General features: G+C 67.7%; 22 protein-coding genes and 1 pseudogene. 12 read left to right on the top strand and 11 right to left on the bottom strand.

The window, feature by feature from the left end; all coding sequences use genetic code 11:
- The first annotated feature begins 39 nt into the window (after positions 1-39).
- The 7 genes from secE to EII35_RS05080 all read left to right on the top strand — a co-directional run bounded on the left by secE (position 40) and on the right by EII35_RS05080 (position 5773).
- On the top strand, positions 40-474 hold the full coding sequence (gene secE, locus EII35_RS16240; protein WP_221739681.1) for a preprotein translocase subunit SecE: 435 nt from the start codon (positions 40-42) through the stop codon (positions 472-474).
- Entirely contained in the window at positions 438-1262 is an 825-nt protein-coding gene (nusG, locus tag EII35_RS05105) for a transcription termination/antitermination protein NusG (RefSeq protein ID WP_185744179.1), read from the top strand. The genes secE and nusG overlap by 37 nt, the downstream gene beginning before the upstream one ends.
- Positions 1263-1360: 98 nt before the next feature.
- Positions 1361-1789: a 50S ribosomal protein L11 gene (rplK, locus tag EII35_RS05100; protein WP_125227388.1), complete on the top strand. Its 429-nt coding sequence runs from the start codon at positions 1361-1363 to the stop codon at positions 1787-1789.
- An 82-nt stretch (positions 1790-1871) separates the two neighbouring features.
- Entirely contained in the window at positions 1872-2576 is a 705-nt protein-coding gene (rplA, locus tag EII35_RS05095; protein WP_125227387.1) for a 50S ribosomal protein L1, read from the top strand.
- A 141-nt stretch (positions 2577-2717) separates the two neighbouring features.
- Positions 2718-4208, top strand: a complete 1491-nt coding sequence (locus tag EII35_RS05090) for a purine-cytosine permease family protein (protein ID WP_125227386.1) — start codon at positions 2718-2720, stop codon at positions 4206-4208.
- Positions 4205-4942: a helix-turn-helix transcriptional regulator gene (locus EII35_RS05085; RefSeq protein ID WP_221739680.1), complete on the top strand. Its 738-nt coding sequence runs from the start codon at positions 4205-4207 to the stop codon at positions 4940-4942. The genes EII35_RS05090 and EII35_RS05085 overlap by 4 nt, the downstream gene beginning before the upstream one ends.
- Before the next feature lie 72 nt (positions 4943-5014).
- A complete protein-coding gene (locus tag EII35_RS05080) occupies positions 5015-5773 on the top strand; it encodes a VOC family protein (RefSeq protein WP_125227384.1) in 759 nt (252 codons plus the stop codon).
- Here the strand turns inward: EII35_RS05080 and EII35_RS05075 are convergent.
- The 6 genes from EII35_RS05075 to EII35_RS05050 form a co-directional block, all read right to left on the bottom strand.
- Positions 5756-6988 (bottom strand): ATP-binding protein, encoded by a 1233-nt coding sequence (locus EII35_RS05075; protein WP_125227383.1) that lies wholly within the window; start codon positions 6986-6988, stop codon positions 5756-5758. The two genes, EII35_RS05080 and EII35_RS05075, sit on opposite strands and share 18 nt — an antisense overlap.
- A 135-nt stretch (positions 6989-7123) precedes the next feature.
- On the bottom strand, positions 7124-7930 hold the full coding sequence (locus tag EII35_RS05070) for a purine-nucleoside phosphorylase (RefSeq protein WP_125227382.1): 807 nt from the start codon (positions 7928-7930) through the stop codon (positions 7124-7126).
- A gap of 100 nt (positions 7931-8030) precedes the next feature.
- Complete coding sequence (locus EII35_RS05065) at positions 8031-8756, bottom strand: HAD family hydrolase (RefSeq protein WP_125227381.1); 726 nt, start codon at positions 8754-8756, stop codon at positions 8031-8033.
- The gene (locus EII35_RS05060) at positions 8753-10012 is read right to left on the bottom strand and encodes an ATP-binding protein (RefSeq protein ID WP_125227380.1); all 1260 of its coding nucleotides are present in this window, start codon (positions 10010-10012) and stop codon (positions 8753-8755) included. Before EII35_RS05060 ends, EII35_RS05065 begins: the two co-directional genes overlap by 4 nt.
- Positions 10013-10160: 148 nt before the next feature.
- Positions 10161-12077, bottom strand: coding sequence for a bifunctional metallophosphatase/5'-nucleotidase (locus EII35_RS05055; RefSeq protein ID WP_125227379.1), 1917 nt, complete (start codon positions 12075-12077; stop codon positions 10161-10163).
- Positions 12078-12170: 93 nt separating this feature from the next.
- Positions 12171-13397 carry an ATP-binding protein gene (locus EII35_RS05050; RefSeq protein WP_125227378.1) on the bottom strand — a complete coding sequence of 409 codons (1227 nt, stop codon included), beginning with the start codon at positions 13395-13397 and terminating at the stop codon, positions 12171-12173.
- A gap of 130 nt (positions 13398-13527) precedes the next feature.
- Between EII35_RS05050 and EII35_RS05045 the strand changes: the two genes are divergently transcribed.
- Positions 13528-14349 (top strand): DMP19 family protein, encoded by an 822-nt coding sequence (locus tag EII35_RS05045; protein ID WP_125227377.1) that lies wholly within the window; start codon positions 13528-13530, stop codon positions 14347-14349.
- On the opposite strand, the gene EII35_RS05040 is transcribed toward EII35_RS05045, so the two are convergent.
- The gene (locus EII35_RS05040) at positions 14329-15129 is read right to left on the bottom strand and encodes a hypothetical protein (protein ID WP_125227376.1); all 801 of its coding nucleotides are present in this window, start codon (positions 15127-15129) and stop codon (positions 14329-14331) included. The genes EII35_RS05045 and EII35_RS05040 overlap by 21 nt on opposite strands.
- A gap of 39 nt (positions 15130-15168) precedes the next feature.
- A complete protein-coding gene (locus EII35_RS05035) occupies positions 15169-15984 on the bottom strand; it encodes a hypothetical protein (RefSeq protein WP_125227375.1) in 816 nt (271 codons plus the stop codon).
- A gap of 31 nt (positions 15985-16015) precedes the next feature.
- Here EII35_RS05035 and EII35_RS05030 point away from each other — a divergent pair, with 31 nt between their 5' ends.
- Positions 16016-16813, top strand: coding sequence for a DMP19 family protein (locus EII35_RS05030; protein WP_125227374.1), 798 nt, complete (start codon positions 16016-16018; stop codon positions 16811-16813).
- 72 nt (positions 16814-16885) lie between these two features.
- On the opposite strand, the gene EII35_RS05025 is transcribed toward EII35_RS05030, so the two are convergent.
- The 3 genes from EII35_RS05025 to EII35_RS16445 form a co-directional block, all read right to left on the bottom strand.
- Complete coding sequence (locus tag EII35_RS05025; protein ID WP_125227413.1) at positions 16886-18538, bottom strand: amino acid ABC transporter ATP-binding/permease protein; 1653 nt, start codon at positions 18536-18538, stop codon at positions 16886-16888.
- Positions 18539-18561: 23 nt separating this feature from the next.
- Positions 18562-20304 carry an ATP-binding cassette domain-containing protein gene (locus EII35_RS05020; RefSeq protein ID WP_125227373.1) on the bottom strand — a complete coding sequence of 581 codons (1743 nt, stop codon included), beginning with the start codon at positions 20302-20304 and terminating at the stop codon, positions 18562-18564.
- A 78-nt stretch (positions 20305-20382) separates the two neighbouring features.
- Complete coding sequence (locus EII35_RS16445) at positions 20383-20553, bottom strand: hypothetical protein (protein ID WP_260465015.1); 171 nt, start codon at positions 20551-20553, stop codon at positions 20383-20385.
- A gap of 65 nt (positions 20554-20618) precedes the next feature.
- On the opposite strand from EII35_RS16445, the pseudogene EII35_RS16440 reads away from it, so the two are divergent.
- The 3 genes and pseudogenes from EII35_RS16440 to rplL all read left to right on the top strand — a co-directional run bounded on the left by EII35_RS16440 (position 20619) and on the right by rplL (position 22564).
- A pseudogene (locus tag EII35_RS16440) lies at positions 20619-21267 on the top strand (low temperature requirement protein A).
- A gap of 209 nt (positions 21268-21476) precedes the next feature.
- Positions 21477-22091, top strand: coding sequence for a 50S ribosomal protein L10 (gene rplJ, locus EII35_RS05005; protein WP_125227371.1), 615 nt, complete (start codon positions 21477-21479; stop codon positions 22089-22091).
- A 74-nt stretch (positions 22092-22165) separates the two neighbouring features.
- Complete coding sequence (gene rplL / locus EII35_RS05000) at positions 22166-22564, top strand: 50S ribosomal protein L7/L12 (protein ID WP_125227370.1); 399 nt, start codon at positions 22166-22168, stop codon at positions 22562-22564.
- Positions 22565-22590: the final 26 nt, after the last annotated feature.

The following is a 22590-nucleotide window of genomic DNA, read 5'->3' as shown; positions in this document are numbered from 1 at the left end:
GTGGGCAGGCATTTCGTTTGTTGACCGAAGGGATGGCGCGTGAGCGACGACAAGACTCAGCAGGCCGGGGAAGACGAACTCCCCGAGGCTGACCCCGTCGCCGACGACGAGGTGATCTCGGACCTCGAGGAGCAGTTCGACGAGGAGCCCGCGGTCGACGAAGCCGAGGACAAGGACGAGCCGAAGGCCGTCGTCCGCCGGACCGCCAAGGCGCCCGTGAAGAAGAACGCCCCCACGAAGAAGCGTTCCGAGTCCAGCCACGAGGAGCACGATCCCTACAAGGCCAAGAACCCGGCCCAGTTCACCCGGCAGTCCGTCGGCGAGCTGAAGAAGGTCGTCTGGCCCACGTGGAACGAACTCACGACGCTGTTCACCGTCGTGCTGGTCTTCGTTCTGTTCATGGTCTTCTACGTCGGCGTGCTCGATGCCGCCTTCGGGTGGGCCCTGCTGAAGCTCTTTGGAGGAACCCAGTGACCGAGCACGACGACATCGAGATCGACCTGGGCGAACTGCCCACGGAGGACGCCGAGGTCGAGATCGATCTCAGCCCCATCGGCGAGGAGGACGAGCCGGCCGAGGAGGTCATCTCCCTCACCGACGACGAGGAGGCCGCGGAGGAGCCGGAGGCTTCCGAGGAGGCCGACGACGCCGCCCAGCAGGCCATCGCCGCGCTGCGAGAGGACCTCGAGGGCAGGTACGGCGAGTGGTACGTCATCCACACCTACTCCGGCATGGAGAACCGGGTCAAGCAGAACCTGGACTCCCGGGCCACCTCCCTCAACATGGAGGACTACATCTTCGAGACGATTGTCCCCACCGAGGACGTCGTCGAGGTGCGCAACAACACCCGCAAGACGGTCACCCGCTGCGTCCTGCCCGGCTATGTCCTGGTGCGCATGGAGATGACCGACGACTCGTGGGCCGTGGTGCGCCACACCCCGTCGGTGACCGGTTTCGTCGGTCACGGACAGACCCCCGTCCCGCTCAACCTGGACGAGGTGGTCAGCATGCTGACTCCTTCCGTCGTCGCGAAGGTCGCCGCCGAGTCGGCCGGCCCCGCGAAGAGTGTGAAGAAGAAGGTCGAGGTCGTCGACTTCGCGGTCGGCGACTCCGTCCAGGTGATCGACGGCCCCTTCGCCGGGGTTCACGCCACGATCACCGAGATCAACGCCAACCATCAGCGTCTCCGAGCCCTCGTCGAGATCATGGGGCGCGAGACGCCGCTCGACCTCGAGTTCAAGCAGGTCGAGAAGGTCGTTTAGGAATCCTGCTCCTCAGGACCTAGAATTGCGCGTTGCGTCGTCGCTCCGGGGTGACCCGGGGCCGCGGCACGTCTGAACCAACATCAGAAGGACCCGAAATGCCTCCCAAGAAGAAGGTCGCAGCCCTCGTCAAGATCGCTCTGCAGGCGGGCGCTGCCACTCCCGCGCCGCCGGTCGGTACCGCCCTCGGCCCGCACGGCGTCAACATGATGGAGTTCGTCAAGGCGTACAACGCCGCGACGGAGTCGCAGCGCGGCAACATCATCCCCGTCGAGATCACCATCTACGAGGACCGCACGTTCTCGTTCGTGACGAAGACCCCGCCGGCTGCTGAGCTCATCAAGAAGGCCGCGGGCCTCAGCAAGGGCTCCGACAACCCGCTGAAGAACAAGGTCGGCACCCTGACCAAGGATCAGGTGCGCGAGATCGCCGCCACCAAGCTGCCCGACCTCAACGCCAACGACATCGAGGCCGCCGCCAAGATCGTCGAGGGCACCGCCCGCTCCATGGGCGTCACCGTCGAGTGACGCTCCCCCTGGTAGGGAAGCTCCCCGCACCAGAACTGGTGGATCAGCCCGCGAGGCTGACTGACATTCAAAGGAACCAGAGATGAAGCACAGCAAGGCTTACAAGGCCGCCGCCGAGAAGCGCGACGGCGCCCAGCTCCACACGCCCGAGCAGGCGCTGAAGCTGGTCAAGGAGATGGCTTCGGCCAAGTTCGACGAGACGGTTGAGGTCGCGGTGCGCCTCGGCGTCGATCCCCGCAAGGCGGACCAGATGGTCCGCGGCACGGTCAACCTTCCCCACGGCACTGGCAAGACGGCTCGGGTCCTCGTCTTCGCCGCCGGTGAGAAGGCCGAGGCCGCCCGCGAGGCGGGGGCCGACGAGGTCGGCGTGGATGAGCTCGTCGAGAAGGTGGCCGGCGGCTACCTCGACTTCGACGCGGTCGTTGCCACCCCGGACATGATGGGCAAGGTCGGCAAGCTCGGCCGCGTCCTCGGTCCTCGTGGCCTCATGCCGAACCCGAAGACCGGTACCGTCACCATGGATGTGGCGAAGGCCGTCGCCGACATCAAGGGCGGCAAGATCGAGTTCCGTGTGGACCGTCACGCCAACCTGCAGTTCATCATCGGCAAGGCCTCGTTCGGTGAGCAGCAGCTCGTCGACAACTATTTCGCCGTCCTGGAGGAGATCCTCCGTCTGAAGCCGGCCTCCTCGAAGGGCCGCTACGTCAAGAAGATCGCTGTCTCGTCGACGATGTCGCCGAGCGTGCTGATCGACGGCAGCATCACCAAGCCGGGCGAGAACGCCTGAGCCGGAGGGCCAACAGGCTGAATCGTCGCGAGGGGCAGGTCTTCGGACCTGCCCCTCGCGACGTCCCCACAGGCCGCCCTCGATCGCGAGTCGTGCAGTAGCATTCCGACCACCACCCCCGTCGTCCCCTGGAGAGTTCCCATGTCATCGCAGACTGATCCATCCGTGGTTGGTGCTGAGCAGGTCGACGCCCGGAGCGCGATCGAGCTCACCGGTATCGAGGTTGTGACGGAGGCGCAACGCACTGCCAAACCGAGGCAGCTCTTCCTGCCGTGGTTCGCCTCCAACATCTCCGTCTTCGGCATGAGCTACGGCGCCTGGGTGCTGGACTTCGGCGTCTCGTTCTGGCAGGCCACCCTCGTCGCGATGGTCGGCGTGGTGCTGTCCTTCGCGATCTGCGGTGTCATCGCGCTCGGTGGCAAACGTGGGTCGGTCCCCACCATGGTCATGTCCCGGGCCGCGTTCGGCGTCCAGGGGGCCAAGGCTCCGGGGATCATCTCGTGGCTCACCTCCATCGGGTGGGAGACGATGCTCGCCATCACGGCGGTGCTCGCGACGGCCACCGTCTTCGAGCGTCTCGGCTGGGTGGGGGAGGACAAGGTCCTGCTCAATGTCATCGCCGCTGCGGTGGTGGCCGGCCTCATCGTGCTCGGGGCCATGGCCGGATACCACATCATCATGAGGATGCAGTCGGTGCTCACCTGGATCACCGGCATCACGACCATCGTGTACGTCATCCTCGTCGTTCCCCACATCAAGTGGGACGCCATCATGGCGATCCCCTCCGGTTCCCCCGTGGCGATGATCGGGGCCATGACGATGGTGATGACCGGCATGGGGCTCGGCTGGGTCAACATCGCCGCCGACTGGGCGCGCTACCAGTCCCGCGACGCGAAGGGCGCCGCCATCGTCGGGTGGAACACGCTCGGCGGTTCGCTGGGGCCCGTGGTGCTCATCACCTTCGGTCTCATGCTGGCGGGCTCGTCGACCGAGATCGCGGAGGGCATCAGCGCGGACCCCGTCGGTGCACTCGCCCAGGTGCTGCCCACCTGGTTCCTCATCCCGTTCCTGCTCACCGCCATCCTGTCGCTGCTGTCCGGGGCCATCAACGGCATCTACTCCTCCGGTCTGACCCTGCTGACATTGGGGATCACCATCCCGCGCCCGCTGGCCTCCCTCATCGACGGTCTCATCCTGAGCGCCGGGACGGTGTACGTCGTGTTCTTCGCGGAGAACTTCATCGGCCCGTTCCAGTCCTTCCTCATCACCCTGGGGGTGCCGCTCGCCGCCTGGGCGGGGATCATGATGGCCGACATCGCCCTGCGCCGGAAGGACTACGACGAGAAGGCGCTGTTCGACCAGACGGGCCGCTACGGGGCCTTCAACTGGCTGGCGCTCGGCGTCATGGCCGTCTGCTGTGCCGTCGGCTGGGGCTTCGTCGTCAACGGGTTCGCGGAGGAAGCGGTCTGGAACAACTGGCAGGGCTACCTGCTGTTCCTGCTCGGCGGCCGTGAGGGGCCATGGTCCGGCGGCAACATCGGCGTCATCATCGCGCTGATCCTCGGCTTCGGTGGTTACTGGGTGCTGTGCCGGACTCGGGTCCGCGCCCAGGAGGAGCAGGCGACGGCGTGAACCGCGAGGCCCTGGCGATCGAGGCTGCACGGTTCCTCAACGACCACCTGACCGAGGCGATCACCGTCCAGGACCTTGCCGATCACCTGGCCTGGAGCCCTGCCCACCTGACCCGGACCTTCACGGCGGTGGTGGGGACCTCCCCGATCCGTTATCTGGCCGCGCAGCGGTTCCAGGCAGCGAAACGTCTGCTCGTGGTGGAACAGCTCTCGGTGCTGGATGCCTGCCACGAGGTCGGGTTCACCTCCGTCGGTACCTTCACCCGCCGCTTCACCTCTGACGTGGGGCTGGCGCCCGGACAGTTCCGTCGTGCCGCGGATCGGGTGAGTGAGATCGAGCTGGGGCCGGTCAGCCTGTGGCAGCCCGGCCTCCGCACCCGGGTCCGGGTCCGGGTGGACATGTCACCCGACGTGGCACTGGGTCCGTTGCCCTATCAGTGGGTCGGCACCTTCCCGACCCCGGTGCCGTCCGGACCGCCGGTGACGGGCACGTTGCGGCGGGGCGTCGACGAGGTGGAGCTGCCGTTCCATCCAGCAGCGCCGTGGCTGCTCGTCATGGTGACGCCCTCATCGGCGGACATCGGCGACCACCTGTGGCCCAGTGCCCCTCTCGTGGCCCGGCACCCGGTTCCGTTGACGGGGTGCGAGGGGACGGTGACGTTGCGGCCAGGGGCTGCGGAGCCATGGAACCATCCGGTGCTCGTCGCCCTGGCGGCCCTGTACCCGAGGATCTGAGCAGGATCGGAGTCGTGAGGCTGACGGCCTGGGTTCTAGTGTGGTTCACAGTCGAGAACAAGGAGTGAAACGATGAAGGCCGTTCCGGGTCAGCCCTGCTGGGTGGAGTTGTACGCGAGTGCTCCGGAGAAGTCTGCGCAGTTCTACCGGGAACTGTTCGGGTGGGGCATCGAGGAGATGGATTCCGACTGCCCGCTGTCGCACGTCATCTCGCTCAAGGAGCAGATGGTGGGCACCATCGAGCCCCTGGCCGAGGGGCCGGTCCCCGCGGAAGGGTGGCTGGTGTGCCTGTGGACGCCGGACCTCACAGCGCTCGTCGACCGGGTGGTGCCCGCCGGTGGCGAGGTCGTCGTCGAACCGATCCAGGTGGACGAGTCGACCCGATACGCCGTGGTCCGCGATCCCGACGGCGGGCTCGTCGGTGTGCTGGAGGATCCCAACTTCGTGCCCGCCGTGCCCGGCGCGGGGTTGCCCGTGTGGTTCGACGCCCTCACCCGGGACCTGGAGCGGGGAGCGAGGTTCTACCGTGAGGTCTTCGAGTGGGACACCCACCCCATGTCGGATGCCCCGTACGTCACGCACGGTGAGGAGGAGGACGCCGTCTGTGGCATCGGGGATCTCGGGTACTTCGGGGCACCGGGGGCCGAGCCCGGCTGGCAGGTGTACTTCGGTGTCACGGACTTCGAGGAGGCCGCGCAGCGGGTCACTCGACTCGGCGGTGAGATCGTGGTGGAGCCGCGGGACACGCCGTGGGGTCGGATGGCGACGGTGAAGGACCCGCAGGGAGCCGTCTTCCTCCTGATCCAGGTCGGTTCAGCCCCACAGGGCTGAGACCGGCAGCGCCCAGAGGCTGGGACCCATGGGAAGTGGGTCGGGGTGGAGGCTCAGCACCACCCCGCCCCGGAACCGGGGCCCCAGCCGATCCCGCAGCTTCGCGAGCGTGGCGAAATGGTCGAAACGGACGGTCTGTGAGGCCTTGACCTCGACTCCCCAGACCCTGCCGTCGGCAAGCTCGATGATGATGTCCACCTCGTTGCCACGTGAATCGCGGAAGTGGTGAAGGTCGTACTGCTGCTCGGACCAGGTCCGTTGTTTGAGAAGCTCTGTGGCGACAAAGCTCTCCAGCAGGCCTCCGAGCTGAGGGCTCCCGGGAGTGGCGAGCTGCTGCTGGGAGGCGCCCACCAGATGGGCTGCGAGCCCGACGTCGCGGATCCCGCTCTTGGGTTTGCCTGTCACACGTTGGAGGGGATTGTTGGTCCACGGTGGCAATGTGTAGGTGAGGAACAGGCGGCTCAACAGATCAAGGTACGGCGTGATCGACGTGGCCGGGAGATCGGCCCGGGAGGCCGCGTGGGCCTTCACCAGTTCCCCGGACTGGTTGGCGGCGAGGACGCGCAGCAACTGGTACAGACGTCCGGGCTGGTAGGGAACGCCGAGATCCCCGGCATCCCGCTGAACCGACTGGGTGAGGTATGAGTCGAACCAGAGGCGACGGGTTCGGGGGGGCAGCTGCTGGACCTCCGGGAATCCTCCCCGGATCATTCGATGGGAGTAGTCGGTGAGCCCGAGAGGTGAGGATGCAGCGTCGCCGGGATTGCGTTCCAGGAGGGCAACGAAGTCCTCAACATGGTCGTGGAGTTCTCCCTGGGAGAATCCCTCGACCTGGAGCAACGCCGCACGGCCGGCGAGAGAGTCGGGGGTTCGTTGTAGACGCAGTAGGTCAGCGGACCCGGTCAGGATGAATCGTCCGGGGCGTCGGTCCCGGTCGATCGTCGCCTTGATGTCCAGCATCAGTTCGGGGCGTCGTTGAAGCTCGTCGATGACCAGTGTTCCCGTCCCTGCCATCGTCAGGTAACCGACAGGATCATGTTCGGCGAGGGACAAAGTGCTGGCGTCGTCCAGAGTGGTGTAGTGGGCTCCCTGAGCAGTGAGCAGACGCGCCAAGGTCGACTTGCCCACCTGGCGGGCACCCAGCAGCATCACGGCCGGGAAAATGGCCAACGCTTCTGCGGCGATGGACTGGAGATTACGAGGTCGAACGGCCACGGCCCCAGCCTAGCTTTCGTAGTTCTGCCACCCAAATCTCGTAGTTCTGCCACTAGTCTCTCGTAGTTCTGCCAGCACTTTCTCGCAGTTCTGCCTGGCGATCACGCGACGGGGTGGACTGGGGGTCAAGGCCGGTCAGGCGGAGGAGAGGAGCGCCGCCAGGCCGGACAGGATCGTCGAGCGGGCCCTGGCGGCCACATCGAGGACCGCCGACGGGTCGGTCGGGGCGGTGGCGAAGGACAGGTCGGAGACCACCGACATCCCGCACACCCGGACACCGAGCGCGTGGAGCATCAGGGCCTCCAGCACCGTGGACATGCCGACGCAGTCCACCCCGGCGGTGGCCAGCAGGCGGGTCTCGGCGCGGGTCTGGTACTCGGGGCCGCGGAGGATGGCGTAGGTTCCGGCGCGCTGGCACACCCCGGTCAGGATGGCGGTCAGCTCCTCGTCCCAGCAGGTGGTGGTGTCGAGGAAGACGGTGCCGTCGAACGGGGAGGTGCCTGTGAGGTTGACGTGATCGGTGATGGCCATCACATCGCCCAGCTCCCAGTCGCGCAGGCAGCCGTTGGCGTTGGTGAGGACGGCCTTGCCCGCGCCCGCACAGTGTGCGGCCCGGGCCAGCGCGGTCACGGGGCGTGGGCCGTGTCCCTCGAAGAGATGGGTGCGGCCGAGCGCCACCGCCACCCGCTGCCCACCGAAGCGGTAGGTGCGCAGCTCGTCGACGTGGCCGTCGCCCACCGGGGCCAGGACCCCCGGCAGATCGGACTGACGCATCCGGGTGAGCGGTTCGGGCCAGTCCGGGGCCGCATCCAGGGCGTCGGCGAGACCGGAACCCAGCACGACGAGCACGTCGAGGCTCCCGCCGGCGGCCTGGATGAGGAGATCACCTCCCGCGCGATCGGCGTCGTCGATGAGGTGGCTGGGGAATTCGGAAGGTTGCATGGCACGTCCTCGGGGGCATGGGTGATCTGCACCTACGATGCCCACACCGGGTAAAGAGGTCAATGAGGACCTGGACATCGCCGCTGTCTCGGTGGGGAAGTCATCGCGACGGCTCGTGGTGGGCAGTGGTTGTCTGAAGCCAGGTGGCGATGTCGGTCAGGCTGGCGGCTCGGGAGGGGCGACCGCGTCGGTTCGTGGTCGCGGCTCGGTTCAGCCAGATGCCATGCAAACCAGCGCTTTCTGAGCCGACTGCGTCGGTCTCGAGATCGTCCCCGATGAACCAGGCCTGTTCCGGGGCGACGCCGAGATCATCGCAGACCTGCAGGAAGAGGTGAGGATCAGGTTTGCGGACGCCCATCGTCGAGGAGGCATACATCGTCATCGACCCCAGCCCGATGGCAGTGAGCTTCGCCTGCTGTTGCATCTGGTGCCCGTTGGTCACGACCGCGACCAAGGGAGGGGCCGGAAGAGCTGCGACGGCATCCAAGAAGGGGCGGACGTCGTCGAAGGGGCGCCACGAGGATTCGTAGCGTGCGAGGTAGCCTTCGAACCAGGACAGCGAATCCGCGCGGGAAAGAGCGACTGCCCCGTGGGCCGCCAGGAAGGCAGTGATACGGGCCACACGTTGCTCCTCGAAGGTCAACTCGCCGTCGAGATACCGCTGGAAGTGCTCTGCCTCCAAGGCGCGCCACAGGGCCACCGAGTCCTCGGTGGGTGACAGATCACGGTCGGCCAGCACGGCGAGGATCGCATGGGCGCTCGCGCCCGCATGATCCATCAGCGTTCCGTCCAGATCCATCAGAAGGGCGCGTGGCCGGGTCGTCATGATCCCTCCCACAAGGTCGACAGTGGCAGGGCCCAGATGTCGTCGCCGAAGCTGAGGGGCCGGTCGATGGGGGCGAGTACCACAGCTCTGGTCAGTCGAGGCCCCAGTTGCTCTCGGAGGAACCGCAGCCCGGAGACGTGGGAGCCCGTGACGGTGCGGCTCGCCTTGACCTCGATGGCGAGGAGCTGTGAATCGTCGGCCTCCAGGATGAAATCCACTTCCTTGCCGTTCCGGTCGCGGTAGTGGAACATGCGATACCGGGTCTGACTCCACCCGGACTGGGCGTGCAACTCGCCAGCGACGAATCCCTCCGTCAGGGCGCCGAGGAGCTGCATGCCGTGAGGGATTCTGGTGAGGGACGCTGCCGATGCGCTGCACAGCCAGCTCGTCAACCCGGAGTCCACGACGGAAACCTTGGCCCTTCCGGTCTCCCGCTTGGTCAGGTTGGGGGTCCAGGGTGCCACGTGAAGAGTGAGGAACAAGCGGTTCAGCATGTCCAGGTAGGCGCCTGTCGAAGAGGCGGCGAGGCCTGCTTCCTGGGCCAGTTTCGCCTTCACCAGCTCGCTTGACTGCTGGGCAGCGATCAGGCGGAGCAGTGCCAGCATTCTGTCAGGGTTGAGACGGGCGCCATCCGCCAAGGCGTCGACCCGAACCAATCGTTCGATGTACCCGTGGTACCACTCGTCCCGAACTCGTGGGGCGACGTCGTGGACTGCCGGGAACCCTCCCGCCGTGATCATGGCTGCCAGGTCGCCGTGGCTCATGGGGGTGCTCGCGGTGAGGTCATGGGGATGGGTGGCCGCCACCAATCGGTCCACGAAGGTGCCTTCTGTCGCAGTACCTCGGATCTCGGACTGGGTCAGTGGGCAGACGGTGACCGACAGAGCCCGCCCGGCCAACGAATCCTTGTCGCCGCGCACTCGTGCGAAGTCCGACGATCCGGTGAGGACGAAGCGACCCGGACGACGATCAGCGTCGATGCTCGCCTTGATGGCCAGGGACAACGCAGGAAGCCGTTGGAACTCATCGATGATGAGGGTGCCCTCCCCGGCCTGGGACACGAACCCGACGGGGTCATTGCGGGCGTACTCCAAGGTGCGGATGTCGTCGAGGTTGACCACAACGGCTTGGGGGCGGAGCATCCGGGCCAAGGTCGACTTGCCGGTCTGTCTGGCTCCCTCGATGACGAGGACCGGTGTGAATCCGAGCAGTTCCTCAGCCCAAGGTTGGATGGCGCGCGCAATCAGCCGTGGCATCGCACCAGTCTACCCATCTCGTCGTTTCGCTGGCACTCATCTTGTCGTTTCGCTGGCACCTATCTTGTCGTTTCGCTGTCACTCATCCCGTCGTTTCGCTGAGTGTTCTGCTGCGTTCCCCGGGCCGACAGGGCCCGGGGTGCTCATGTCATCGAGGATGACCTGCCCGCCCGTCGAGCCCCTCGACAACGCTGATCCCGGTCCTCGGCAGCCCCGGCTTCGGGTGCGGCGGCTGCGGCTTCGACGGGCTGGGCGCGGGCGTCGTCGGAGCCGGGCTCGGCGCCGGGGGAGTGGGCATGTCCCACACGTCCCCCTCGAACACGGGCTTGCCGTCGATCACCAGCCGCCAGTTGCGGACGAAGAAGTCCGACTGATCGATGACACCGCGTGCCGTGGCCCAATCGATGAGCTCCTGCCGAATCTCCAGCAGGTCGTCGTAGACCACCGGGGCCGTGGCCACGTGCGGGAAGATCCCGCCGCCGCTGGCCCGGTAGTTGTTGATGGCCACGACGAACTGCTCGTCGTCCTTGACGGGGGTCCCGTCCGGGTGCTGCAGCGTCACGATCCGCTGCCCCAGCGGCTTGGCCAGGTCGATCTCGTAACGCAGGCCCGAGATGATGTCGTAGTTGTAGTCACGCACCGTCTCGCCGTTGCGCTCGACGCCTGTCATCGTCTCGGGATCGAAGGTGCCGCCCGGCGGGACCTCGGCGAAGTACTTCGCCGAGTACTCCAGGTAGTCACGGACCTGGGCGCCGGTCAGGAGCCTCGCCTGCAGGGTGTTGTCGTAGATGTAGAGGCCCGCCATGTCGCGGATCGTCACATCGCCCTTCGGGAAGACGGCGGTGCGGCTGAACGGGGCAGCCAGGCTCAGCACCGGCAGGTTCGCGTACTGGCCACCGGCGAGCGCCTTCTTCACCGTCGCGGTCTGCACCATCTGGATGTAGTCGATGATCGGGGTGTCCCGGTAGCGCGACTCGGTGGCGGGCAGTTCCTCCTTCGACGATGCGACCTTTGTGTTCACGTAGGCGACGGTGACATCGTGCGGCCCCTGAACGGCTGCGGTCACGGCCGGATCCGGGGCGAAGTCCTTCATGTAGTGGGCGGTCGCGCCGTTCGTGGTGACCTCCCAGGCATCGCCGTTGCGGGTCAGGTCGAAGGTGATGTCGGCGACGCTGGACGCCCAGAACCTGGGCTGCGACAGCAGCACCTTCTTGCCGGTGGTGACGTTGGTCTCCCACTGCTCGGGGACGTCCTTGTGGGTGTGGCCGACGACGATGGCGTCGATGCCCGGGACCTGACGGGCGATCTCGTCGGCCGGGTTCTCCGGCGGCAGATCCCCCGAGTAGCTGGAGACGCCAACGCCCGCGTGGCTCAGCACGACGACGATGTCGGCGCCCGCCTCGCGCACCTTCGGCACCCAGGTCCTGGCCGAGGCGACCATGTCGTCGATCCGCAGCACCCCGTCGAGGTGTGCCTTGTCCCAGACCATCGACCCGGGCGTGGTGAGGCCCAGGATGCCGATGGTGACCTCCTGGCCCTTGATCGTGCGCTTCTCCAGGTGGAACGGGGTGAACGCGCCCGAGCCGTCGGCGACCCTCACGACGTTCGCGGCCAGCAGTGGCGCATCGAGTTGCTTCTCGTAGGTGCGGAGGAGGTCGAGCCCGTAGTTGAACTCGTGGTTGCCGACGTTGGTGGCGTCGTAGTCGACGGCGTTGAAGGCCGCCGCCATCGGATGGGTGGCCCCGGTCGTCGTGATGGGGGCCTGCTTCGCGTAGTACGTGGTCAGCGGGGTCCCCTGGATCGCGTCGCCGTTGTCGACGACGACGACGCTGTCGGCGCCGCGTTCGGCCCGGATCCGGTTGATGGCGGTCGCCGCCTGGGCCATGCCGATCTGGTGGCCGCCGCGGTCCTTGAACGGGGCGTCGCGGAAGTAGTCCCAGTTGAGGACGTGGCCGTGCACGTCGGTCGTGGCGAGCACGGTGACGCGGACGGGTTCGTCGGCGTGGGCCAGCGGGGTGGCGCACCCGAGGAACAGGGCAAGAGTCAACAGGATGCTGCGTCGCATGGTTCTCCTGAGGTCGTGGGTTGATCTCAGCCTACGACGTGGGACGGCGGGTCGAGGAATGAATCCGCAACGACCTGCGCACCCTCTTACTGCTCAGGGGCCGAGCAACGCCAACGGCACGACCGCGACGCCGTCGCTGCGGCGGCGGGCCGTGCCCCCCGTCGTGAGCACCACGAGGTCCGAGACCTGCTCGGGCAGGTTGGACCGCAGCCACAGCAGGTGTCGGACATCCCAGTCGGAGACCGTGTCGGACAGCTGGACCTTCATCGCGACGAGTCGACCGTCCGGCCTCTCGACGACGAGATCGACGTCGTGGTCGCCGTTGCGGGTGCGCAGATGCAGCACCTCGGCGCGGGCGGCTTCCGCGGCGACCCTCACGGAGAGGGTGGCGAGGGCCTCGAACAGGGGACCGGCGAGGTGCGAGTGCCGTGGGGTGCGCATCGAGGCGGCCGTGGCCCCGAGCAGCGACGCGGCCAAAGCGGGATCGACCAGGTGGTGTTTGGGTGCCCGCTGCAACCGGGCGAAGGTGATGTGGGTGGGACTCCAGCCGGGAACGGGATCCAGCAGGCGGAGCCGGGTGAGGTGGTTCCGGTACACGGAGACGGTGTCGCGGTTGGGCTGCCGACTGTCTCCGGTGGCCGCGCCGAGGAGGTTGGAGTAGCTCGTCGTGGTTGAGGTGGCGGCGGCGTAGGCGGTGAGCCAACGGCGAAGAGCCTCGGTTCGTCGCGCCGTGTATCCGAGGCCCGGAAGATCCCGATCGATCACCTCTTGGATGTAGGTGGCCAGCTGCTCCCTGCGGGACTCGTTGTCGAGCCCCATGAACCCGGGGAACCCGCTCGACTCGATTGCATCCAGGTAGTCGTCCGGGGAACAGGAGGTGTCTCCCTCGATCGTTGAGGAGCAGGGACGCTCCTGCCCCAACAACTGGCTGAGGGAGACGGAGGTGGTGAAGGGGCCGCGTTCGTGGAGCGCCATGGGGCGCATCCGCAGGGACAGGACGCTGCCGACGGTTGGGGCGGCGGAGCCGGTGAGGATGAAGCTGCCGGGCGGAGCGCCGTTGTTCACCTCCCTGTGGGTGAGGTCCCAGACCTCCGGCATCCTGGACCACTCGTCGATCAGGGTCGTTCCCGGTTGGAGGAGGGCCGCAGGGTGGGTCCCGACGAGGGCGCGCTGATCCGGGCGCTCCAACGGCAGCACCCGGTTCGCGCGTTGCAGGGCGGTTGCCGTCCTCCCCACACCCCTGGCGCCGTCGAGGGCGATCGCGGGGGTTCGGGGCAGGAGAGCGTCCAACAGTGTGTCCACGGTGCGACGAACGTACATCGTCCCCCTTCCCGGCCGGCTCCTGCCAGCCTATCGGGCGACGAGGCGTCGGAGGGCGTTCTGGAACGCAGTGACCCCCCTTGTCAGGGTCCAGAAGAGGTGGAAGCATGATCTCGACGAAAGGAAACCCATGCTGCTCGATCACGTCATCGTCTCCCGCAAGTCGCACCGGAGCGACCGCGCCTACGACATCATCATGTCGAACGTCACCGTGGTGAACTACCTCTTCGACGAGGGGGCCAATGGGGACGAGCTCTGCGACGAGGCGCTCGGCTCCTACCACGTCGACTTCTACGAGGTCCAGGTCAGCAACGGCGGCATCGACCAGTTCGTCCACAACAGCGGCTGGGACCCGTTCGTCATCGGGCACGTGGCAAAGGGGCTGGAGTTGATGGGCGCCACCCGGCACGCGGAGCTGTTCGCCCGGGTCCAGCAGGTCATGGACTCCCTTTCCGACGAGGAGCGGGCCGCGATCTGGGACGACGGCGTGTTCGGCGACGACCGGGTCACGGCCTTCGACGCACTCACCGACGAGTTCTTCGAGCTGAACGAGGAGGAGAAGCTGGAGACCCTCAACTCGGCCTTCCTCAGGGGGCTGCCGAACCTCGAGGTGGTGCGTCGACGCGACCTCGAGGAGCGGCTCGACGGCATCATCGCCACCATCCCGGACCTGGAGCAGCGGCTGGCGGAGCGTGCCGAACAGGCCGAGGCCAACAAGCCGCGCTTCGCCCGCGTCATCGACGCGATCTGTGCGGACCGGGGCTGGGAGCTGGAGACCATCACTGCAGGGGATCCGACGGCCACCTACGACGGCCAGCAGGTGATCGGCTGGCACTTCCTCACCGATGACGGACACCACTGGATGATCGACCTCGGGGACCGGGCCGTCGTGTACGACACCGACGACAACGAGATCGGCAGTGTCGACGTCTCAGCCGTCCCCGAGGAGTGAGGTCCGGAATCGGTCGTATGCCTCGATGATCTGCTGCCCATCGACCTTGGCCATGGGGAGGGCGAGGGGCAGGCCGGGGATGGCGAGCACCCAGTCGTCCCCACGCGTGTGGAGCTGGAGTGCGGACAGGTTGGTGGCCGCGACGATGGTGCTGTCCACTCCGCCCAGGCCCCCTCGGAACACCTTGACGCGGCCCTGTGTGGGGTCGATCTCCCAACGGAGGTCCTCTCGGTGTCGAAGTGCCAGCCATGCGCACCCGGCGGCGATGATGAGGCAGCCAGCCGCGAAGAGCCAGCTGCTGCGGAAGCGTTGCTCGTGGGTGACCGTCTCGAGGGAGTCGGGATCCGCGATCATGAGGTTGAGGATGGCGACATCCATGACGCAGTCGTCCCAGCGGTACGCCTGCGCCAGGTCAGGTCCGGTGGAGAGATGGCACCAGTCGCCAGGGGACTCATGTCCTTTCTCCGGGGTTCGGCTCGCGCTCCTCACGTCCTCGATCAGGCTCTGTCGGTGTCCGGACAGGCCGGTCGTGGTGAGGACGCAGTTGATCGGTTCATTCGCGGCCGCGCGGGCGCACGACAGGTGCATGGCGGGGTCCAGCCAGAGCACGCCCACCGCCAGCATGAGCGCCACCAGCCCCCCGACGAGGTATACCGAGGTGATGGCGGACACCGACCGCAGGATCGAGGTCTGTTTCAGTTCGCCGTCGAGGAGCTTCGGGGAGGCGGCGACGATGAAACGGCCGCCCTTGATGCGGTGGTAGGACGGGGTGGCGGTCATGGGAACATTGTGACCTGCCAGGAGGTCGCCGCGAGGAGGTCACTGCCCACTGACGAGCGAGTCCGTGAACCTGCGGTACGCCTCGAGGGTGTGAGGACTGGCGTCCGTCGTCCGGACGAGGCCGTGGGCCATGCGTCGCTGGGTGCCCGCGACGGCGACGTGAATCAGGTTGCCCTTCTCCCGGCGCTCCAGCTGGGGCACGCCGGGGGTCCGCACCGTCTCGGTGTCGACGCCAAGCAGGCTGCCGTGGGTGACCTTGACAAGCCCTCGCGGCGGGTCGATCTCCCATCTCAGGTCCTCCCGTCGTCCAATGCCCAGCCACGCACAAACCAGGGTGGTGATGGCGAACGCCGCCACAGCCCACCAATCGAGCTGGTAGTTGTCCGAATGGGTCACGTCGTCGACGAGGAGAGGGTCGTCGATCAGCTGCGCGAAGGGAGTGGGATCCATGGCGCGGCACGCCCATGTGTGCCCGTTGAGGCTCCTCGGCCAGGTCGAGAGGGAGCAGCTGTTGTAGGACCCGCGGCCGGAACCGATCCTGGACTTCCTGATGCTGCGGACATCCTCGAGGGAAATCTCGTCTCGTTGGGAAAGGCTTGTCGTGGTGAACACGCAGTTGACCGGTTCGTGAGCCGCCCGGCGTGCGCAGGTGAGGTTCAGGGAGGTCGGGGTCGTCCACGCTGCCATGAGTGTGAAGCACAGCGTCAGCAGCGCCCCGACCAGACAACTCGGTACCTGCCAGGAGCGTGACCGCAGGATCGAGGTCCGTGTCAGTTCGCCGTCGAGGAGCTTCGGGGAGGCGGCGACGATGAATCGGCCGCCCTTGATGCGGTGGTGGCTGACGGGGGATCGCACGGCACCATTGTGCCGAGGAAGGAGATCAGGCATGAGGATCGGGGAGCGCATCTGGCTCGCGGCGGAGACGGTGGCGAAGGAGCGCGAATCCGGCAATGACTGGGCGCTCAACTCTGCGAACACCCTCGCGGTGCGTGAGTTCCTGAGCTGTCGCGACGGTGGCGTCATCGACTCCGCCGCTCTCCATCCGGACGCCGTGGGGGCCTGCGAGTTGGACGCCTTCATCGGTTTGTCCATGAGGGGAGGGCTGCTGGGCCACATCTGGAACTCCGGGTGGGACCCCGACGCGGTGGCAGCGGTGGAGCGGACCCTGGGCCGGGTCGGGGCAGTGGAACACCAAGCGGTGTTCCGGGAGGTCGTGGCCCGGATCGACGCGGATCCGGAGGAGAGGGACCTGCTGCTGGAGTGGGAGGTGCTCCCCGGCGCCCTGGATCGGGACCTGAGGGGGCTGTGGTCGTCCGAGCTGGAGGGTGACCTGTTCGATGTCCTCGACCTCATCGAGGCCTTCCTGGCGGGGCATCCGGACCTCGCCATCGTGCCCGAGGCCGAGCTGGCGGAGCTCCGCGCCGAGGCCGGGGCCCTGCCAACCCGCCCCCACCGCGTGACGAGACGGTACGTCGCCGTGGTGCAGGCGGCCTGCGCCGCCGCGGGATTGGAACTCTCCGGCATCCAGGAACGCGATCCGCAGTTCCCCTTCGAGGGGGAGCCGCGACGGTCGGTGAGCTTCCTGGCCGAGGACGGTCGACGGTACCGGGCCGTCGTGCTGGGGGACCGGACGGCCCTGGTCGACGATGAGGGCATGGAGGTCCTGCGCTTCGCCACCCCGTGACCCCAGTGCAGATGTACAGTCCAGGACAGTGCAGATGTACAGTAAGGGTGGTTTCGATGCGTCAGAAAGGCGTCATCCCACTTGCTCTGCTCGGGACGTGACGAGCCGGCCCCGGTCGAACTCCAGCACCTGGTCGGCGGTGCCGAGATGTTCCAGCCGATGCGTCACCTCGATGACCGTCAGGCCCGGGTGGTCCCGCTCCAGATTCTCCCGGATGCGGGATTCCAGCGCCGCGTCGAGGTTGGCGGTGAACTCGTCGAGGACCAGGACCCTCGGATCGACGAGGAGGGCCCTGGCCAGGCCCAGCCGCTGCAGCTGACCGCCGGACAGCTCGGAGCCGTCGCGCCCGGTGCGGGTGGCGAGTCCCTGCGGCATCGCCATCACCTCCGTCGCGAGTTCTGCGGTCTCGAGGGCCTGCCACAGCTGCTCCTCCGACGCATCGGGGGCGCCGAGACGCAGGTTGTCCGCGATGGTCGAGTCGATCACCTGGGCGCGCTGGGACACCAGCACCACCGCGCGACGCAGTGAGTCGAGGGTGTACTCGGTGACCGGGACCCCGTCGATGAGGATCTCACCGGCGGTCGGGTCGTCGTAGCGCAGCAGCAGTTGCACCGCCGTCGACTTGCCCGAGCCCGACCGGCCGACGAACACCGTCCGCCGCCCCGCCGCCGCGGTGATGCTCACCCCGTTCAGGGCGGGGTTGTCCGGGTTGCTCTCGGGGTAGGCGTAATGGACGTCACGCCACTCGATCGTGGGCGCGTGGTCGACGTCGAGGTCGCGGTCGCCGTCGCGGACGACCTGGGGCGCGTGGCACAGCTGCCACAGTCGACGGGCGGCACTGAACGAGTGGTCGAGGTAACCCACCGCGTCCTCCACGCCACGTGGCCCCTCGAAGAGGCGCAGCCCCGCAGCGGCCAGCGCGGCGACCAGCAGCGGGTCATGGCCCGCGCCGGTGCCCACGACGATGACCGAGGCGACGGTGACCAGGGTGAGCATGAGGTTCGCGGCGCGCCGCATGCCCTTGAAGGCCAGGGGCGGCACGGCGGCGCGGCCGATCCGCTCGCCCAGCTCGTCCATCTCCCGCTGCCGCTGCGGCGCGAGGCCGAAGGACAGCACCGCGTCGCTGCCGAACACGGAATCCGTTGCGTGGGCCGCCAGGTCGCCGCGGAGGGCCAGCCCCTTCGCGGTGGAACGGAGGGAGCTCCGCAACCCGACGAACGGGACCACGAGGAGCGCCACCCCGACACAGGCGGCCGGGATCGCCACGAGGTCCCAACCGGCCACGAGACCCGTCACCACCAGCGCCGCCGGCGGAACCACGAACGCGGAGACGACGGGGGCGAAGGTGTGCGCGTAGACCACCTCGATCCGGTCGACGTCACGGGTGAGGGTCGGGAGCAGGTCGCCGGAGCGGTTCCGCAGCACCACGGCGGGAGCCTTGGGCCACAGCGTCGCGAAGGCGTGTCCGCGCAGCAGTTCCAGGGCCTTGAACGCGACGTAGTGACCGGTGAACTGCTCGGCGTAGTAGGCGCCCGCCTTGGCCAACGCCACCACGACGATCCACGCCACGATGCCCCAGGCCGGAGTCCCCGTCGCGAAGGCCGCGACTGCCCAGCCGGCCAGGCCGAACAGGACCAGGTCGAGGCCGAGGTTGAGGATGCGGAACACCGAGGACACGGCCAGGGGGGCGTGGACCGGGCGGGTGATACCGGTCAGCCAGCGAATCAGTTCGGGGAGCGCGGGGGTTCTCATCGGGCGACCTCCAGGGTGCGAAGCGTGCCGTCGACCAGCTCGTAGGCCTCGTCGACGATGCGGAGCAGGGAGGGGCGGTGGGTGACGACGAGGACCGTCCACTCGGGGCCGATCTCGTCGAGGGCTCGGATGATCTCGGCCTCCGAGGCGACGTCGACCTGGCTCGTCGGTTCGTCGAGGAGCAGGATGCGTCGTCCGGACAGGAGGGCGCGGGCCAGCGAGATGCGCTGGGCCTGACCCCCGGAGATGAGCTGCCCGCGTTCGCCGACGTCCGAGTCGAGGCCTCGTGGCATCCGAGCCACCTCGTCGGCGACGTGGGCGCGACGGAGCACCTCCCACAGTTCGGCGTCGCTGGCGTCGGGGCGGGCGAGGCGGAGGTTGTCGGCGACGGTGCCGCTGAAGAGCCAGGTCGTCTGGGCGACGGTGGCCGTGAGCTTCGCGGTCTCCTCGGGGGGCAGGGTGCCGATGGAGTGTCCGCCGAGGACGATGGCGCCCTGCTGGAGGGGTCGGGTGCCGGACAGCAGGGACAGCAGCGTCGACTTGCCGACGCCGGAGGGGCCCATGATGGCGACCTTCGCGCCCGGCGCGACCTCCAGGTCGAGGCCCGTCAGGACAGGGCCACGGCCGTGGTCGTGGTGGACGCCCTGGACGCTGATGGCCGCCTCGGTCGGCCGCGGGGTGGTGAGGCTCGGGTGATGTTCCGCGGGGGTGAGGGACAGCTGGCGGTTGATGGTGCGTTGCGACGCCATGCCGCCCATCCCGATGTAGAAGAACCCGGCAACCTGGGTCAGGGGTTCGAGGAGGAGGGTCAGCAGGAGGGCGATGGCGAGGGCGTCCCCGGCGAGCAGGTCACCGCTGGCGAGGCGACCACCGATGAGGTGCACCGACCAGCAGATGAGGATCAGCGAGAACACCCCGTCGAGCACGATGATGACCACCTGGTTCCCCGCGAGCAGCCGCATGATGGCGCGACGGTTGGTCTCGCCCTGGGTGCGCAGCCGCTCCTCGATGCGTGGGCCGGCGCCGAAGAGGCGGATCGGGATGAGGTTGCGCAGCGCGTCGAGGTAGTGGACGGCCAGCCTCCCCCGTTCCTTGCGGGATGCCGCGGACACCTTGCGGAAGAGTCGCAGGAAGCCGCCGATCGCCAGGGGGACGAACGGGACCGCGGTGAGGATGCCGAGGCCGACGGCGGTGTCCAGGGCCACGGTGACGTAGATGAGGGTGAGGAAGGGGATGGCGAGGGCGGCCAGGGTCGAGCCGAGGTAGACCTGCCGGTATTCCGTCATGCGTTCGGTGTTGTCCGTCATGAGGGCGACGAGTTGGGCGGGTGTCGCCGGGGTGGCGATGGGCTGGCCGGAGTGGCCTCGGCCGCGCCAAGGTCTCAGGAAGGCGGCGCGGGGCCGGGGCGTCTCGGCCTCGGGTGGGGTTCGAAGTGGCCTGACCCGGTTGTGGAGGTGCGCGCTGAGCAGGTCCGCGCGGATCCGTCGCTCCTCACGTCGGGCGGCCCGGCCGCCGAGGAGGATCTCCGCGAAGGCCAGGAGCCCGGCCCCCGCGATGCACACGATGAGCCAGGGGAGCGGGAGTGGCGTCTCCCCGCCACCACCCCAGTGGCGACCGAGCATGACGAGGCAGGCTGCGGTGAAGGCGGCGGAGCCGATCCGGAGCAGTCCGACGCCGCGGGTGGCCCGTTTGCCCGTGGGGGACAGGGCGGAGCGGACGGACGAGTCAACCTTAGGCATGGCTTACCTCTCTGGAACAGGGTGTCCCCAAACTTAGCGCATGGTGCTCCAGTCGTGAAACGGGGGGTGGTTCATCTGTCAGGATGGGATGGTGAACGGAGCCGGGGGAACGCTGTGTGGGCTGCGTCCGATGGTCGAGCGCGACCCGGACGAACCCCACCGCGTCGCGACGACGCTGGAACTGCTCTCCGACCTCACCCTCGTCGCGGCCTTCGGGGTGGCGGGGTGGAACTTGCCCCGCCATCGCATCGGGGCAGATCCTCCCCGGCCTGGTGGCCTTCGGCATCGTCCAGTTCGCCACGGTCTGGGCGTGGATGAACTACAGCTGGTTCGCCTCGGCCTTCGACACCGACGACTGGGGGGTCCGGCTGTGCGTCGGCTTCCAGATGGTGGACATCCTCGTCCTGGCCACGGACATCCCCGATCTCTTCCGTGGGATGGCCGATGGGTGGCGCTTCGACCCTGTCACCATGGTCGTCGGATACGTCGTCATGCGTACGGCGATGGTTCTCATGTGGCTCCGGGCCGCGCGCGGCAACCCGGGGCGGGCAGTTCCGGGCCATGGCCTGGTGGACCGCCGTCGTGCAACTGCTCTGGGTGGCCACGTGCTTCGTCGACCACAGGTTCAGTCACCGGCTGTGGATCGCGGTGATCCTCATCTGGCTGGAGGTCGCGGCGCCGCTGCTGTTCGTGTGGCGAGGGCGGCGGAGGGTGCTCTTCCATCCCCGCCACATCGCGGAACGGCACGGCCTCCTGGTCATCATCTCCCTCGGCGAGATCGTCGTGGGGACCGCAGTGTCCGTACGCACCCTGCACGAGCTCCACGGCTGGTGGCAGGGGGCGGCGAGTGTCCTCGTGTGCGGCGTCTCGCTCGCGTTGAGCATGTGGTGGCTCTACTTCGGCCTTCCGCTCGGTGAGGCCCTGCACCGGCGTCGGGAGCTCGCCCCGCTGCTGGAATCGTGAGGGGGGCGATTTGGTCCCGGGGTGGTCCTTCGCCTAGGCTTGGGCCGCCGAAGACCGCAGGTGACGTGAAGTCTTGATTCCTCGTGAAGGGGTGCCCGCGCAGGTGAGTGTGACAACTGTGAGCCCTGCTCATCGTGCCCCGCGCCACCGGCGACGGGGTCTTTTCGTTTCTGGGGTCGACGGCGTGAACAGAAATGGAAGGAGACCCAATGGCGAGGCCGGAGAAGGCAGCCAAGGTCGCGGAACTGAGTGAGGCCTTCACGAACTCCGCTGCCGTGGTGCTGACCGAGTACCGCGGTCTCACCGTCAAGGACCTGCAGGAACTGCGTCGGTCCCTCGGTGAGGACGCCACCTACGCCGTTGCGAAGAACACCCTGGCCGCTCTCGCGGCCAAGGAAGCCGGCATCGAGGGCGTCGAGGAGACGCTCGTCGGTCCGACCGCCTTCACCTTCATCTCCGGCGACATCGCCAAGGCGACGAAGGGGCTGCGCGACTTCGCGAAGGCACATCCGTTCCTGGTCATCAAGGGTGGTGTTCTCGAGGGCAAGTTCCTCGACGCCAAGGCGGTTCTCAAGCTTGCCGACCTCGAGTCCCGCGAGGTCCTGCTGTCCAAGATGGCTGGTGCCATGAAGGGCAGCCTCGCCAAGGCCGCCGGCACCCTGGCCGCCCCGCTCTCCCAGGGCGCCCGCCTCTTCGGCGCGCTGCAGAGCAAGGCTGCCGAGGACCCGAGCATCATCGGTGGGGCAGGCTCCGCGCCTGCCGCTGAGACCACGAACGAAGACGCCGCCACCGGCGACGTCCCACCGGCCGATGAGGCCAACTGAGCAGCACCTGCTGCGGAACAACCAATCCGTCGCAGCGTGACCGCTTGCGATTCTTACCGAAAGGAACGCCCATCATGGCGAAGCTCACCAAGGAAGAGCTCCTTGACGCCTTCAAGGAGATGACCCTCATCGAACTGTCCGAGTTCGTGAAGCTGTTCGAGGACACCTTCGAGGTCACCGCCGCCGCTCCGGTCGCCGTCGCCCAGGTTGCCGCTCCCGCCGCTGGCGGTGGCGACGACGCCGGTGCCGACGATGCCGGCTCCGGCAAGGTCGACGTCATCCTCACCTCCGGTGGCGACAAGAAGATCGCCGTCATCAAGGAGGTGCGCGCCCTGACCAACCTCGGCCTGAAGGAGGCCAAGGACCTCGTCGAGGGTGCCCCGAAGCCGGTTCTCGAGCAGGTCGAGAAGGAGGCCGCCGAGAAGGCCAAGGCCGCTCTCGAGGCCGCTGGTGGTTCCGTCGAGATCAAGTGATCTCGGCCGGGCAACCGGCGCATCGG

This window comes from Arachnia propionica (assembly GCF_003932785.1).
GTDB lineage: Bacteria > Actinomycetota > Actinomycetes > Propionibacteriales > Propionibacteriaceae > Arachnia > Arachnia propionica_B.
Note: the sequence above shows the minus strand (reverse complement) of the source record. Positions and strands in the feature narration are given on the sequence as shown.

Excerpts from the sequence above, each read along its gene's own strand:
- rplJ (WP_125227371.1), top strand. The coding sequence starts at position 21,477 with ATGGCGAGGCCGGAGAAGGCAGCCAAGGTCGCGGAACTGAGTGAGGCC.
- rplL (WP_125227370.1), top strand. The coding sequence starts at position 22,166 with ATGGCGAAGCTCACCAAGGAAGAGCTCCTTGACGCCTTCAAGGAGATG.
- EII35_RS05020 (WP_125227373.1), bottom strand. The coding sequence starts at position 20,304 with ATGCCTAAGGTTGACTCGTCCGTCCGCTCCGCCCTGTCCCCCACGGGC.
- EII35_RS05040 (WP_125227376.1), bottom strand. The coding sequence starts at position 15,129 with ATGACCGCCACCCCGTCCTACCACCGCATCAAGGGCGGCCGTTTCATC.
- EII35_RS05090 (WP_125227386.1), top strand. The coding sequence starts at position 2,718 with ATGTCATCGCAGACTGATCCATCCGTGGTTGGTGCTGAGCAGGTCGAC.
- rplA (WP_125227387.1), top strand. The coding sequence starts at position 1,872 with ATGAAGCACAGCAAGGCTTACAAGGCCGCCGCCGAGAAGCGCGACGGC.
- EII35_RS05050 (WP_125227378.1), bottom strand. The coding sequence starts at position 13,397 with ATGTACGTTCGTCGCACCGTGGACACACTGTTGGACGCTCTCCTGCCC.
- EII35_RS05070 (WP_125227382.1), bottom strand. The coding sequence starts at position 7,930 with ATGCAACCTTCCGAATTCCCCAGCCACCTCATCGACGACGCCGATCGC.
- EII35_RS16445 (WP_260465015.1), bottom strand. The coding sequence starts at position 20,553 with ATGCGATGGCGGGGCAAGTTCCACCCCGCCACCCCGAAGGCCGCGACG.
- rplK (WP_125227388.1), top strand. The coding sequence starts at position 1,361 with ATGCCTCCCAAGAAGAAGGTCGCAGCCCTCGTCAAGATCGCTCTGCAG.
- EII35_RS05055 (WP_125227379.1), bottom strand. The coding sequence starts at position 12,077 with ATGCGACGCAGCATCCTGTTGACTCTTGCCCTGTTCCTCGGGTGCGCC.
- EII35_RS05030 (WP_125227374.1), top strand. The coding sequence starts at position 16,016 with ATGAGGATCGGGGAGCGCATCTGGCTCGCGGCGGAGACGGTGGCGAAG.
- EII35_RS05065 (WP_125227381.1), bottom strand. The coding sequence starts at position 8,756 with ATGACGACCCGGCCACGCGCCCTTCTGATGGATCTGGACGGAACGCTG.
- EII35_RS05080 (WP_125227384.1), top strand. The coding sequence starts at position 5,015 with ATGAAGGCCGTTCCGGGTCAGCCCTGCTGGGTGGAGTTGTACGCGAGT.
- EII35_RS05060 (WP_125227380.1), bottom strand. The coding sequence starts at position 10,012 with ATGCCACGGCTGATTGCGCGCGCCATCCAACCTTGGGCTGAGGAACTG.
- EII35_RS05045 (WP_125227377.1), top strand. The coding sequence starts at position 13,528 with ATGCTGCTCGATCACGTCATCGTCTCCCGCAAGTCGCACCGGAGCGAC.